Genomic DNA, 12936 nt, shown 5'->3' on the forward strand with positions numbered 1-12936 from the left:
AACCATCAGAGTCGAGCCGACTTGTCTGCGCCGTTGTGTGACGGCGATTTGCGCGCCGGCCGCCGACGCACGGCACCCGGATCGAAATCGCCATCGAGTTTGTTCAGCGCCGCATTGCGCGCCTCAAGCGCCAGTTTGAACGCGCCATCTTCGCCGTATTTATTCACCGAAAACTTGACCCGCTTGCGCCGACCGTCCGGCAAAGGCCAGGATGCCACCCAGAACCAGCGCTGCTTGTCCTCGGGCAGGTCTCGCGTTTCGGAGGCGCAATAGCGGCACACGCCGACCACGCCAGAACGATTGTTCTTTTTTCGGATCGACGAATACTCCTGCATCGACAAGGGCGGATGCGCGGCAATCACCTCATCCCGATAGCTCTTGGCGGCCGAGAAGGCCTTGCGCTTGCCACTGAACACGCCGTCGCTGAAGTGCTTCCGATAAATCACCCCCCGGCGCTGGATCGTGACCAGCCAGCCATGGGTACGGCTCGCTTCATTATCGACACGGCTGATGCCATATACGCTGCTTTGGCTCACTCGAACGTCCTCCGGCCCGGTTTGATGAGGGGCATAAGGACGCTTTCGGCCGCGAAGAGAAAAACTTTACCGACAGCAGAGGAACGGTCTTGAAAGCCGACAGGCGGCCACCATGTATCAGCCATCGCTAATCATCAGGAACACCCCATGCCCGCCGACACACCGCAGGTCGTCTGCCCGCACTGCCAAGCCGTCAATCGTGTTCCCGCTCACCGCCTCGGCGACGGTGCGCGCTGCGGTAAGTGTCGCGAGCCACTCATCGAAGGCAAAGTCATCCCGGCCGGCGCACCGGCCTTCGAGCGGCATCTGGCCAACGACGAACTGCCCGTGCTGGTCGACTTCTGGGCGCCCTGGTGCGGCCCCTGTCGCTCAATGGCGCCGGCGTTCGAAGCCACGGCAAAGACACTGATGACCGAAGCCCGCATGCTGAAGGTCAACACGGAGGATGAGCAGGCGCTCGCCGGGCGCTACAACATTCGCAGCATTCCGACCTTGGTCTTGTTCCGCGGCGGGCGGGAAGTTGCCCGCATCAGCGGCGCCATGGACGCGAGCCGACTGGCCGCCTGGACGCGCGAAAACCTCTGAGCCGCCGCTCAGTCGTCCATCAGTTGCAAATCAACACCCGCGGCCAGCGCCTGGCCTTTGGCGGCCGACGGGGCGTGTTTCGCGACATCCGCCGAGAGCAGGCTCAAGCGCTTGACCATGGTCGTTGTCAGGCGCCGGCGGAACAGGTCCTGACTCTCGTCAGTCGACAAGGCCAGCGCCGCCGGGTTGATCTCGAGGAAAGTCGCGTCGGTCAGCGACACCACCGTGAACACGTGCTTGTGGCCGAGTTCATCGAGAAACGCGGTTTCACCGAACACCTCGTCTTCACCCAACTCTATGATCCGTTTATTGGCCACCGACAGCTCGACCTTGCCTTCAATCACCAAACCAAAGCGCTGATCCTGATCGCCCTCGCGAATCACCGTGGTATTCGGTTTCACGGTGCGCCAGGTGGAGATGCGTAGCGCCTCCCAGACATCGATGTCGTCAAACTCGGTAAAAAAGCTCAGCTTGCGCAAGGTCGAGAAGCGGCTGGTGTCCGGCGGCAGGAGCTTGTCATCGACCAGCTGGTAGCGCACGGCCGACAGATCCTTGGCAAACTCGGCGCCGTTCTTGTAGCGCGAGTACAGATCCTTTTCGAGCGACTTGCGTATCACGCGATCCATCAGCTCCGGCAGATCCGGCAATAGCTGTGTCACGGCAGGCGGATCGGCGTTGATGATCTTGTATATCAATTGCGCGGGATTCTTGGCGCGAAACGGCAAACGCCCCGTGAGCATGTGAAAAAGCACCACACCCAAGGAGTAGAGATCGGTTTTCTGGTTGAGCGGATAGCTCTTGATCTGCTCCGGCGACATGTAGGCCGGCGAGCCGACGCCCATGATGAAGGTCGAATCGGTATCCACCTTCTTGTTGATGTTCATGGCCAAGCCAAAATCGGTGATCTTGACGTTGTCCTTTTCATCCACAAGGATGTTCGCCGGCTTGATGTCCCGGTGTACCACGCCCTGGCGATAGGCATAGTCGAGCGCCATGCAGCACTTGAATACGATGCCGATGGTTCGATGCACCGGCAGCAAATGGGCGAAAGTACAGAAGCGCTCGAGGGATTCACCGGCGAAATACTCCATCACCACATAGGCTTCTTTGTGGGCAACCACGCCCTCGAAGATACGGATGATGTGCGGATGGTTGAGTCGACTGGCGACCGCCCGCTCCGCCTTGAGCAGTTTCAGCAGCCGCCGGTTCCACTTGGCTTCGTCCTTGGACTTGTCTTCGAAGCGGATGTACTTCAAGGCCACCGGCTCCGGATAGTCCGGGCTCTCGGCCAGGTAGACGGTCGCCGTCGCGCCCTTGCCAAGTTCCTTGATGATCCGGAAATTCCCGATCTGTGCCGGGAGATCGCTCATTGAAATCCTCCACCCAAGCCATGACGGCACACACACGCCGCCGTATTTGATACGCATCATTATGCCCCCGCCTCCCCGGCTTGATGCAAATCGCACCATTACTGGGCACAACAAATTTCGCTTTTTTGGCTTGAAATCCGCGACCCAGCCCCAAGCTAGGGCTGCATCGCCCAACTCAAACCGCATCAGGACCGATCCATGCAAGAGAAACAGACGCCCGAAGCCCCCGAGCAAACGCCGGTTATCGACGTCAATGCGACCGACACCGACGCCACAGAAAACACCATTGAAGCTGCCCAGGACACCGCGCAAGCCGACGTAATGCCGAGCCTGGAAGAAACCCTGCGCCAGGCCGAACTCAAAGCCAGCGAACATCACGATGCTTGGTTGCGCGCCAAAGCCGAGACCGAAAACGTGCGTCGTCGCGCGCAGGAAGACATCGGCAAGGCCAGTAAATTTGCCGCCGAAAAATTCGCGCAGGCCATGCTGCCGGTCAAGGACAGCCTTGAGGCTGCCCTCGCCGCCGAGAACAGCACGGTCGAAAACCTGCGTAATGGTGTTGAGCTGACACTCAAGCAACTGACCGCCGCCTTCGACGGCGCCGGCCTCGCTGTCATCGACCCGATGGGCGAAAAATTCGATCCCAACCTGCACCAGGCGATCAGCGCCCAGCCGGACGACGGCGAGCCGAACCGTGTCATCAATGTGCTCCAGCGCGGCTACAGCCTGCACGAGCGGGTCATCCGTCCGGCACTGGTGATCGTTTCTGCGCCCAAAGCGGGTTGAAATTTCGCACCACGCCCCCACTTCTGAATTCAACAACGGACCGGATGCCTGGTCCGGCCAGACAAGCATCTCGTTAAAGGAACCATCATGGGAAAGATCATCGGTATCGACCTGGGCACCACCAACAGCTGTGTGTCCGTCATGGAAGGCGGAAAACCCAAGGTCATTGAAAACTCCGAAGGCGCGCGCACCACGCCGTCCGTCGTCGCTTACGCCGAAGATGGCGAGATCCTGTGCGGCGCCCCGGCCAAGCGTCAGGCCGTGACCAACGCCAAGAACACACTGTTCGCCATCAAGCGTCTGATCGGCCGTCGCTTCGAAGAAAAAGAAGTCCAAAAAGACATCGCGATGATGCCCTACACCATCGCCAAGGCCGACAACGGCGACGCCTGGGTGGAAGTGCGCGGCAAGAAAATCGCCCCGCCGCAGGTGTCGGCCGAAGTGCTGCGCAAGATGAAGAAAACCGCCGAAGACTACCTCGGCGAAGAGGTGACCGAAGCGGTCATCACCGTGCCAGCCTACTTCAACGACAGCCAGCGCCAGGCCACCAAGGACGCCGGCAAAATCGCCGGTCTGGACGTCAAGCGCATCATCAACGAGCCGACCGCAGCCGCACTCGCTTTCGGCATGGACAAGAAGCCGGGCGACTCCAAGGTGGCCGTGTATGACCTGGGCGGCGGCACCTTCGACATCTCGATCATCGAGATCGCCGACCTCGACGGCGAGCACCAGTTTGAAGTGCTGGCCACCAATGGCGACACTTTCCTGGGCGGCGAAGACTTCGACCAGCGCATCATTGACTATATCGTCACCGAGTTCCAGAAAGACCAGGGCGTCGATCTGAAGAAAGACGTGCTGGCCCTGCAGCGCCTGAAAGAAGCGGCTGAGAAAGCCAAGATCGAGCTCTCTTCCGGCAGTCAGACCGAAGTCAACCTGCCCTACATCACTGCTGACGCCTCCGGCCCGAAACACCTGGCCGTGAAGATCACCCGCGCCAAGTTCGAGTCGCTGGTCGAAGAGCTGGTGAGCCGCACGATCGAGCCCTGCCGCGTGGCGCTCAAGGATGCTGGCCTGAAAGTGACCGACATCGACGACGTGATCCTGGTCGGCGGTCAAAGCCGCATGCCCATGGTGCAAGCCAAGGTCAAGGAGTTCTTCGGCAAGGAAGCCCGCCGCGATGTGAACCCGGACGAAGCCGTTGCCATCGGCGCCTCGATCCAGGGTGGCGTGCTGCAAGGTGAAGTCAAGGATGTGCTGCTGCTCGACGTCAGCCCGCTGAGCCTCGGCATCGAGACCATGGGCGGCGTGATGACCAAGCTGATCCAGAAGAACACCACCATCCCGACCAAGGCCAGTCAGGTATTCTCGACCGCCGAAGACAACCAGAACGCGGTGACCATCCATGTGTTGCAGGGCGAGCGCGAGATGGCCGTCGGCAACAAGAGCCTGGGCCAGTTCAACCTGTCCGACATCCCGCCGGCGCCGCGCGGCATGCCGCAGATCGAGGTCACCTTCGACATCGACGCCAACGGCATCCTGCATGTGTCGGCCAAGGACAAGGCCACCGGCAAGGAAAACAAGATCACCATCAAGGCCAACTCCGGCCTGAGCGACGAGGAAGTCGAGCGCATGGTGCGCGACGCCGAGGCGCACGCCGAAGATGACAAGAAGGCGCATGAACTGGTCGATGCCCGCAACGCCTGCGACACGCTGGTGCACTCGATCAAGAAAGCGCTGACCGAGCACGGCGACAAGATCGAGGCCGACGAAAAGGCGCAGATCGAAGCGGCCGTTGTCGAAGCCGAAGAAGCGATGAAGTCCAACGACAAGGACACCATCGTGGCCAAGACCGAGGCTCTCGGTCAGGTCAGCCAGAAGCTGGGCGAAAAGATGTACGCCGACGCACAGGCCCAAACCGGTGCGGCGGGTGCTGCTGAAGGCGCCCAGGGTGCCAAGGCCGAAGACGCCGATGTCGTCGATGCCGAGTTCACCGAAGTGCAGGACGAGAAGAAGTAATTCGCTCCCTCGCAACATCCGGCCGGGCCGTACTGCACCTCGTGCAGCGCGGTCCGGCCTTTCCACGACAGAGCTGATACAAGACCATGGCCAAGCGCGACTTCTACGAAATTCTCGGCGTCAATCGTGACGTCTCCGACGCCGACCTAAAAAAGGCTTATCGCAAGCTGGCGATGAAATTTCACCCCGACCGCAACCCGGACAGCAAGGATGCGGAAGAACACTTCAAAGAGGTGAAAGAAGCCTACGAGGTGCTGTCCGAACCCGACAAGCGTGCCGCCTACGACCGCTACGGCCATGCCGGCGTCGATCCGAGCATGGGCGCCGGTGCGGGCGGCCAGGGCTTCGAGGGCTTCGGTGACGCCTTTGGCGACATCTTTGGCGATATTTTTGGTGGTGGCGGCGGTGGTCGCGGCGGACGCTCCAACGTCTATCGCGGCGCAGACTTGCGCTACAACCTCGAAATCTCGCTGGAAGAGGCCGCGCGCGGTGCAGAAAAAACCATTCGCATCCCCACCCAGGAACGCTGCGACACCTGCGGTGGCAGTGGCGCCAAAGCTGGCTCACACGCCAAGCCCTGCCCGACCTGCGGCGGCGCGGGTCAGGTGCGCATCCAGCAAGGTTTCTTCTCGATCCAGCAGACCTGCCCGAAATGCCACGGCTCGGGCTCGTACATTCCCGACCCCTGCGCCACCTGCCATGGCGCGGGCCGCGTCAAGAAGCAAAAGACGCTGGAAGTGAAGATCCCCGCCGGTATCGACGAAGGCATGCGCCTGCGTCACGGCGGTCATGGCGAGCCTGGCATCAACGGCGGCCCGTCAGGCGACCTCTATGTCGAAATCCATATCAAACCGCACGCCGTCTTCCAGCGCGAGGGGGACGATCTGCACTGCGAAATGCCCATCAGCTTCGCCACCGCAGCCCTGGGCGGCGACATCGAGATCCCGACACTGGACGGTATGGCCCGCATCAAGGTGCCTGCCGAAACCCAGACCGGCAAGGTTTTCCGCCTGCGCGGCAAGGGGATTCGCAATGTCCGCTCGCATGTTCAGGGTGACCTGATGTGCCATGTGCTGGTCGAAACGCCGGTCAAGCTGACCGAACGCCAGAAAGAGCTTCTCGAGGAATTTCAAAGCATTGGCTCAGAAAACGCCGACCGGCAAAACCCGAAAGCCAAGTCCTGGATGGACAAGGTAAAAGACTTCTTCCAGTAAGACCCCAATCCGGAGTGGCCATTCGTGCCACTCCGATTGCATTGCGGCCGGCATCGACCGCACATCCGCTCCTGCCGCCTTTTCGTCACGCCATCGTCGAACGAACGTTTACGTTCGCGGAAGCTTCGCTATACTGCGGCCCGCAGGAGACATTTTTTTACAAAAGGCATACGCAATGCCATATCTCACTTCGGGCGGCTCGCCACGAGCGCCTTCGGCCACGCGTCCGCACCGCACGACCGCTCTCGTCGTACCCGCATTACTCGGACACTCCGGCCACGGAACATCCAGCCGCACTACCCGCCTCCGCCAAAAGCACGGCACCCACCCAGCACACCCGCCGCGAGTCACCGCGCAATGCCTGCCCGTGCACGCCGCCAGGCCCGGGCATACGCCGAAACGCCGTGCTCCAACCAAGGGCAGCTACGCCCCCCTTACTTAGAGGACGCCCATGCGACCACTCAAATCCTGGATCGCCGCACTGCTGCTCGCGGCCACACCCCTGGTTCATGCCGAAATCGGCGTCACCGCCGAGCGCATCCTGATCGGCCAGACGGGCGCAGCAAGCGGCCCGCTGGCCACACTCAACAGTGAGTACCTTGGCGGCGCCGGCCTGTATTTCGATACGGTCAATCGCGGCGGTGGCGTTCATGGGCGCAAGATCGAGTTGATCACGCTCGATGACGCCTACGATGCTGAACGTGCAGAGCAGAACACTCGGACACTCATTCAAGACAGACAGGTGTTTGCCCTGTTCGGATGCTTCGGCACCGGCCCCAGCCTGCGCACGATTCCGGTCGCCACCGAAGCGCGAGTACCGTTCTTTGCACCCTACACCGGCGCAGACATACTGCGGAGCATGAAGCCCGAGGTGTTCCACATGCGCGCCTCGTATGGCCAGGAAATCGAAAAGATCGTCAGCCATCTGGTGAGCGCCGGCATCACCAGCATTGGGGTCGTTCACCATGCGGACAGCTTTGGCACCGCGGGCTTGGACGTGGCGCGCAAGGCGCTCGCCGGGCGAGGCTTGACGGCCGTGGTCGAGGTCCCGGTCAAAGCCTCGGCCGAAGACGCCGAGCAGGCCGCCGACAAGATTGCGCAAACCAACCCCGCCGCCTTGATCATGGTCACCGCGGGCAAAAGCTCGATCGGAATCATGCAAGGATTGCGCACACGCGATGCGCGTCCGATGCTCTATGGCTTGTCAGTCATCAGCGCCAATCAGCTGATCAAGACCTTGGGCGAAAACGCGCACGGACTGGTGATTGCGCAGGTCGTCCCTTCCCCTTTCCGCTTTGACCACGAGGTGGTTCAGGCCTACCGAAACGCGGCAGAAGCGGCGAAAGTCGAGATATCCTACACCTCACTGGAAGGCTATATGGCGGCTAAGGTGCTGACGGAAGGCCTGACGCGCGCGAGCGCGGAGCTGACCCGCGACAAGCTGATCAAGGCGCTGGAAAGTCTGAAAGGTTGGGATGCGGGCGGGGTCAAGATCGGCTTTTCACCCCGCGATCACGTGGCCTCGAAATTTGTCGATCTGGCGATTATCAGCCGCGGAAAATATCTGCGCTGAGTGCACACCAAGCGACGGAGCGCGGGTCGTCAGACAGCGGTCAAGACACCCGCGTTCGCTGCGCCGCGCCACGTCTGGACACACCGGTACGACAGCCGGCACGACTCAGTCCGCGCGGCTTTCGGCTTCCTGCATCAAGCGATCTGAATCGGCCGTCATGACATAACTACCTGCCGCCGGCGGCGTCAAAACGCCACTGCGCTTGAACGCAGCGATCACCCGACTCGCGGTTTCAACGGTAATCCCCAGGATGGCCGCGATATCCGACGAGGCCAGGCGAAACACCTCAGTGCTGCCCGGCTTGGTCTTCAAACGCAGCAGCAGGCGTGCGACGCGCACGCGCGCCGGGGCGCTGCCTGCGGTGAGTTCGGCCAGCCACAACTGGGCTTCGGCCAGCGCGTCGCCGGCTTTCTCCAGCATGCGCTGACCAAGACCTGAATCGATGGTCCGCAAACGATCGAGCGTCGCCAGCGGCAAGCGGCACACCCGTACCGGACCAATGGCGATAGCCGACGCATCGTATTCGCGCCCGCTCAGCACCTCGAGACCGGCCAGATCGCCCGGCTTGATGATGCGCACAATGCGCGCCGATCCATCGGCGCCATGGCGCACCAGCTTGATCGCGCCTTCTCGCACGGTATAGAGCGCGTCACTTCGAGCGCCCTGATGATAAAGCACCCGCTTTGCCTCGATTTTCAGGTCATCGAGACTGCCCTGCACCAGCGCAATTTGCTCGGGCGCCAAGGAGGAGAACAAGGCCGAGTCCCGCACCGGACATTTGGCACAATCGGTGTGCCCGGACCACTGGGATAGAAGGTGCACTCGCGTCATGAACGAAGTGTGCCCGAATCCAGCCCCGCGTGCCGCGCATGCATGTTCAACATGTCACGCTCGACGCCACAGCGTGCCTTCGGCCGTGTCTTCAAGCACGATGCCGGCCGTCTGAAGCTCGGCGCGAATGCGGTCAGCGGCCGCGTAATCCTTCGCCCGCTTGGCGGCCACGCGCTCGGCAATCGCCGCTTCAATGGCGGCTTCATCCAGACCGTCGGCGTCACCGCCCCCCTGCAAGAAGCTAGTCGCCGAACGCTCAAGCAAACCGAGCACATTCCCCAGCGCCTGCAACTGCGAGGCCAGCGACGCGTTTGCCGTGCGATTGACCTCGGCAGCCATTTCAAACAACACCGCCATGGCTTCAGCGGTATTGAAATCGTCATCCATCGCGGCGCGAAAGCGAAGCGCAAACTCGCCTGTCCAATCCACCGACGCCACTGCCTCGGGCGCGTGCTTGAGCGCCGTGTACAGACGCGTCAAGGCCGTGCGGGCATCATCGAGATGGGCGTCGCTGTAATTCAAGGGGCTGCGATAGTGCGCACGCAAGATGAAGAAGCGCACGACTTCGGCGTCGTACTGCTTGAGTACCTCACGAATGGTGAAGAAATTGCCCAGGCTCTTCGACATTTTTTCGTTGTCGACTCGAACGAATCCGTTGTGCATCCAGTAATTCACATACTGGCAATCATGCGCGCCTTCGCTCTGGGCGATTTCGTTCTCGTGGTGCGGAAACTGCAGATCCTGGCCGCCGCCGTGAATATCGAACTGCTTGCCGAGCAAGGCCGAGCCCATGGCCGAGCACTCGATGTGCCATCCCGGACGCCCTTCGCCCCACGGCGACGCCCAGCGTGCGTCACGCGGGTCATCTTCCTTGGCGCGCTTCCAGAGCACAAAATCGAGCGGATCGCGCTTGCCATCGACAACATCCACACGTTCGCCCGCCCGCAACTCGTCCAGCGTTTTGCCCGACAGACGACCATAGGGTGCAAACTTGCGAACGGCATAGCAAACATCGGCGTTGTCCGCCACATAGGCCAGGCCGCGGGTTTCGAGTTGGCCGATCATGCCGAGCATGCCCTCGACGTACTCGGTCGCGCGCGGCTCATGATCGGGCGGCAAGACGCCCAGTTTGGCCGCGTCTTCGTGCATGGCCGCGACGAATCGATCGGTCAGGGCGCGAATCGATTCGCCATTTTCGCCCGCTCGTCGGATGATTTTGTCATCGATGTCGGTAATATTGCGCACATAGGTCACATCGTAGTCACTGGCCCGCAGCCAGCGCGCCACCATGTCGAACACCACCATCACCCGGGCGTGCCCCAGATGGCAATAGTCATATACCGTCATCCCGCACACATACATCCGCACTTTTCCGGCCTCTATCGGGCGGAACGGCTCTTTTTCACGCGAAAGGGAATTGTGGATCATCAACATGGGACAAGTGCCTGTTCAGATGGGGCCTACGTACCAACGCCCACGCCAATCGCAAAAAAGGCGGGCCCCACAAGGGGAACCCGCCTTTTTCGGCGGCAAGTCGGCAACCGGCAAAGCGCCCCGGGTGAGACTCGACTGATGTTTATTGGTAGAATGCCCCGTTGTTTTTCGAGCTATCAACGGCGGCAAATTTGGTGCCGAAGTATATCACAATGAAAAAACGCGACTCCTCCGTCCTGCACGCCGCATCCGCTGCGCTGTTCCTCGCTTTCGGGCAGAGCGCCGTCGCGTCTGTTCAGGAAATCCAGGCCCTGGTCGCGCGTGGCCAATTCCCTGAAGCAATCCGTGTTGCTGACGTCGATTTGACCAGCAATCCGACGGATCCTCAGACCCGCTTCCTGAAAGCCGTCGCTCTCACCGAACTGAACAAGGTCGAAGAGGCGATCGGTGTATTCCGCAAGCTGACCGAGGACTATCCGGAGCTGCCCGAGCCGTACAACAATCTGGCCGTACTCTACGCCCAGCAAAAATCCTTCGACAAAGCCAAGGCGGCGCTCGAAATGGCGATTCGCACGCATCCGAGCTACGCCACGGCACACGAAAACCTCGGCGATGTCTACGCCCGCATGGCCAGCCAGGCCTACGATAAGGCCTTGCAGCTCGACTCCAGCAATACCGTCGCGCAATCCAAACTGGCCTTGATTCGCGAGCTCATGACCGCTTCGGGCGGGCGCACACCGCCAGTGGTCATGGCTCAGGCCGACCCAGCACCAGCCAAGCCCGTCGCACCGGTCGCCGTTGCCAAGCCCGCACAGACGCCCTTGCCGCCACCCGTGGTGGTCATACCGGCACCTGCCCCGACACCCGCGCCAGTCGCTGCCGCACCAACACCAGCGGCGCCAGTCGCCGTGGCCACTCCGACGCCTGCCCCGACCCCCGCCCCCGTTGCTTCGCCTGCCCCGACCCCCGCGCCAGTCGCTGCCGCACCAACACCTCCGGCGCCAGTCGCCGTAGCCACACCGACCGCGCCCATCAAGGCGCCGGCCAAAGTCGACGCCACCAATCCAGTCCGCGAAGCACTCAGCGGCTGGGCACGCGACTGGGCACGCAAAGACGTCAAGGCCTACCTGTCGCACTACGCCAAAGACTTCCGCGTACCAGGCGGCCGAAGCCGATCGCAGTGGGAAAATGAACGTCAGGCGCGCGTGGGTGACAAACCCGGTGAGATTTCAATCGTGCTCGAAAATATCGACGTCACGATCAAGGGCCAAACGGCCAAAGCCACATTCCGCCAACACTATGATTCATCGGGCTTTAGCGGCTCCACCAACAAAACACTGGTCTTTGTTCAGCAAGATGGCCGGTGGCGCATTCAGCAGGAATTGATTGGTCTCCAATGAACGTATTCAGTACCCTCCGCCTCGGTGTCATCGGGGCGCTCGCAACGGTCGCACTTGGCGTATCCGCGGCAACACTGTCGGACAGCGGTCCGGATGCCGATCTGCTGCGGGTGTTTCAAGCCATTGAATCAAAGCGTCTTGACGAGGCACTCGCGCAGACCGAGGCCATCATCAAGGTATATCCGAATTTCCGGCTGGCTCACCTGATCAAAGGCGATCTCCTGCTCGCGCGCGGGGGCGCACTCAAAGGTTTCGGCAACACCGGCAGCAACAGTGGCGCGATCAACGATCTGCGTGACGAAGCGCTGGCCCGGCTGAGCGCCTACCGTGACAAACCACAGACGCATTACGTACCACGCTACTTGCTGCAAATGGGCGCTGAGCAGAAGTACGCAGTGGTGGTCGATACCCGCCGCGCCCGACTCTACGTCTACAAGAACGAGAACGGTACACCGCGTTTCGTGGCCGACTTCTATGCCAGTCACGGCAAGGCCGGCGCTGAAAAAATCCGCGAAGGCGACAACAAGACGCCGGTGGGCGTCTATCACGTCATCTCCCAAATTGATCGCAGCAAGCTCCCCGACCTCTACGGCGACGGCGCCTTCCCGATCAACTACCCCAACGAGTGGGACAAACGGGTCGGCCGCACCGGCTACGGCATCTGGCTGCATGGCGTGCCGCAAGACACCTATGCTCGCCCACCGCGCGCTTCAGAGGGCTGCGTGGTGCTCGCCAATCAGGACTTCAACACCCTGTCCAATTATGTTCAGGTCGGGCTGACACCGGTCATCATCAGCAACCAGATCGAATGGCTGTCGATGGACGATTGGCAGGCAGAGCGCGGTTCGCTCAATGCGGCCATCGAATCCTGGCGCAAAGACTGGGAGAGCCGGGATGTTGCCCGCTATCTCAAGCACTACGCCAGAAACTTCAAGAGCGGCAGCACCGATCTGGCCAGTTGGTCGAAGCACAAAAGCAAAGTAGCCGGCGGCAAGACCTGGATCAAAGTCGGACTGGATCGCATCAGCATGCTGCGCAGCCCCGGCAAGGACGAATTGGTCGAAGTAAGCTTCGATCAGCGTTATGAAAGCAACAACCACGACGACCAGCGGCGCAAGAAGCAATACTGGATCAAGGAAGACGGCCAGTGGCGAATTGCCTATGAAGGCAACGCCTGATTCGCTGATCTCT

General features: G+C 61.2%; 11 protein-coding genes. 7 read left to right on the top strand and 4 right to left on the bottom strand.

Going from position 1 to position 12936, the window contains the following annotated elements; translation table 11 throughout:
* Nucleotides 1-5: 5 nt before the first annotated feature.
* A complete protein-coding gene (locus FHP91_RS06365) occupies nucleotides 6-536 on the bottom strand; it encodes an AP2 domain-containing protein (RefSeq protein ID WP_144308795.1) in 531 nt (176 codons plus the stop codon).
* 147 nt (nucleotides 537-683) lie between these two features.
* Between FHP91_RS06365 and trxC the strand changes: the two genes are divergently transcribed.
* A complete protein-coding gene (gene trxC, locus FHP91_RS06370) occupies nucleotides 684-1121 on the top strand; it encodes a thioredoxin TrxC (protein WP_144308796.1) in 438 nt (145 codons plus the stop codon).
* Between the two features lie 8 nt (nucleotides 1122-1129).
* Here trxC and FHP91_RS06375 read toward each other — a convergent pair whose 3' ends face one another.
* Nucleotides 1130-2491 carry a protein kinase domain-containing protein gene (locus FHP91_RS06375; RefSeq protein WP_144308797.1) on the bottom strand — a complete coding sequence of 454 codons (1362 nt, stop codon included), beginning with the start codon at nucleotides 2489-2491 and terminating at the stop codon, nucleotides 1130-1132.
* A 198-nt stretch (nucleotides 2492-2689) separates the two neighbouring features.
* Between FHP91_RS06375 and grpE the strand changes: the two genes are divergently transcribed.
* The 4 genes from grpE to FHP91_RS06395 all read left to right on the top strand — a co-directional run bounded on the left by grpE (nucleotide 2690) and on the right by FHP91_RS06395 (nucleotide 8080).
* Entirely contained in the window at nucleotides 2690-3277 is a 588-nt protein-coding gene (gene grpE / locus FHP91_RS06380) for a nucleotide exchange factor GrpE (protein ID WP_144308798.1), read from the top strand.
* 87 nt (nucleotides 3278-3364) lie between these two features.
* Nucleotides 3365-5293, top strand: a complete 1929-nt coding sequence (gene dnaK / locus FHP91_RS06385; RefSeq protein WP_144308799.1) for a molecular chaperone DnaK — start codon at nucleotides 3365-3367, stop codon at nucleotides 5291-5293.
* Between the two features lie 86 nt (nucleotides 5294-5379).
* Nucleotides 5380-6507 (top strand): molecular chaperone DnaJ, encoded by a 1128-nt coding sequence (gene dnaJ, locus FHP91_RS06390; RefSeq protein WP_144308800.1) that lies wholly within the window; start codon nucleotides 5380-5382, stop codon nucleotides 6505-6507.
* Between the two features lie 451 nt (nucleotides 6508-6958).
* On the top strand, nucleotides 6959-8080 hold the full coding sequence (locus FHP91_RS06395) for an ABC transporter substrate-binding protein (protein ID WP_144308801.1): 1122 nt from the start codon (nucleotides 6959-6961) through the stop codon (nucleotides 8078-8080).
* A gap of 105 nt (nucleotides 8081-8185) precedes the next feature.
* On the opposite strand, the gene FHP91_RS06400 is transcribed toward FHP91_RS06395, so the two are convergent.
* On the bottom strand, nucleotides 8186-8836 hold the full coding sequence (locus tag FHP91_RS06400) for a Crp/Fnr family transcriptional regulator (RefSeq protein WP_186301462.1): 651 nt from the start codon (nucleotides 8834-8836) through the stop codon (nucleotides 8186-8188).
* Between the two features lie 129 nt (nucleotides 8837-8965).
* Nucleotides 8966-10345 (bottom strand): cysteine--tRNA ligase, encoded by a 1380-nt coding sequence (cysS, locus tag FHP91_RS06405; protein WP_144308802.1) that lies wholly within the window; start codon nucleotides 10343-10345, stop codon nucleotides 8966-8968.
* 212 nt (nucleotides 10346-10557) lie between these two features.
* On the opposite strand from cysS, the gene FHP91_RS06410 reads away from it, so the two are divergent.
* Together FHP91_RS06410 and FHP91_RS06415 are read left to right on the top strand one after the other, a co-directional pair.
* A complete protein-coding gene (locus FHP91_RS06410) occupies nucleotides 10558-11745 on the top strand; it encodes a nuclear transport factor 2 family protein (RefSeq protein ID WP_144308803.1) in 1188 nt (395 codons plus the stop codon).
* Complete coding sequence (locus tag FHP91_RS06415; protein WP_144308804.1) at nucleotides 11742-12923, top strand: L,D-transpeptidase family protein; 1182 nt, start codon at nucleotides 11742-11744, stop codon at nucleotides 12921-12923. Before FHP91_RS06410 ends, FHP91_RS06415 begins: the two co-directional genes overlap by 4 nt.
* Nucleotides 12924-12936 lie beyond the last annotated feature (13 nt).

The organism is Denitromonas halophila (genome assembly GCF_007625155.1).
In the GTDB taxonomy this organism is placed as follows: Bacteria; Pseudomonadota; Gammaproteobacteria; order Burkholderiales; family Rhodocyclaceae; genus Nitrogeniibacter; species Nitrogeniibacter halophilus.

Excerpts from the sequence above, each read along its gene's own strand:
- trxC (WP_144308796.1), top strand. The coding sequence starts at position 684 with ATGCCCGCCGACACACCGCAGGTCGTCTGCCCGCACTGCCAAGCCGTC.
- FHP91_RS06375 (WP_144308797.1), bottom strand. The coding sequence starts at position 2,491 with ATGAGCGATCTCCCGGCACAGATCGGGAATTTCCGGATCATCAAGGAA.
- grpE (WP_144308798.1), top strand. The coding sequence starts at position 2,690 with ATGCAAGAGAAACAGACGCCCGAAGCCCCCGAGCAAACGCCGGTTATC.
- dnaK (WP_144308799.1), top strand. The coding sequence starts at position 3,365 with ATGGGAAAGATCATCGGTATCGACCTGGGCACCACCAACAGCTGTGTG.
- dnaJ (WP_144308800.1), top strand. The coding sequence starts at position 5,380 with ATGGCCAAGCGCGACTTCTACGAAATTCTCGGCGTCAATCGTGACGTC.
- FHP91_RS06395 (WP_144308801.1), top strand. The coding sequence starts at position 6,959 with ATGCGACCACTCAAATCCTGGATCGCCGCACTGCTGCTCGCGGCCACA.
- cysS (WP_144308802.1), bottom strand. The coding sequence starts at position 10,345 with ATGTTGATGATCCACAATTCCCTTTCGCGTGAAAAAGAGCCGTTCCGC.
- FHP91_RS06410 (WP_144308803.1), top strand. The coding sequence starts at position 10,558 with ATGAAAAAACGCGACTCCTCCGTCCTGCACGCCGCATCCGCTGCGCTG.
- FHP91_RS06415 (WP_144308804.1), top strand. The coding sequence starts at position 11,742 with ATGAACGTATTCAGTACCCTCCGCCTCGGTGTCATCGGGGCGCTCGCA.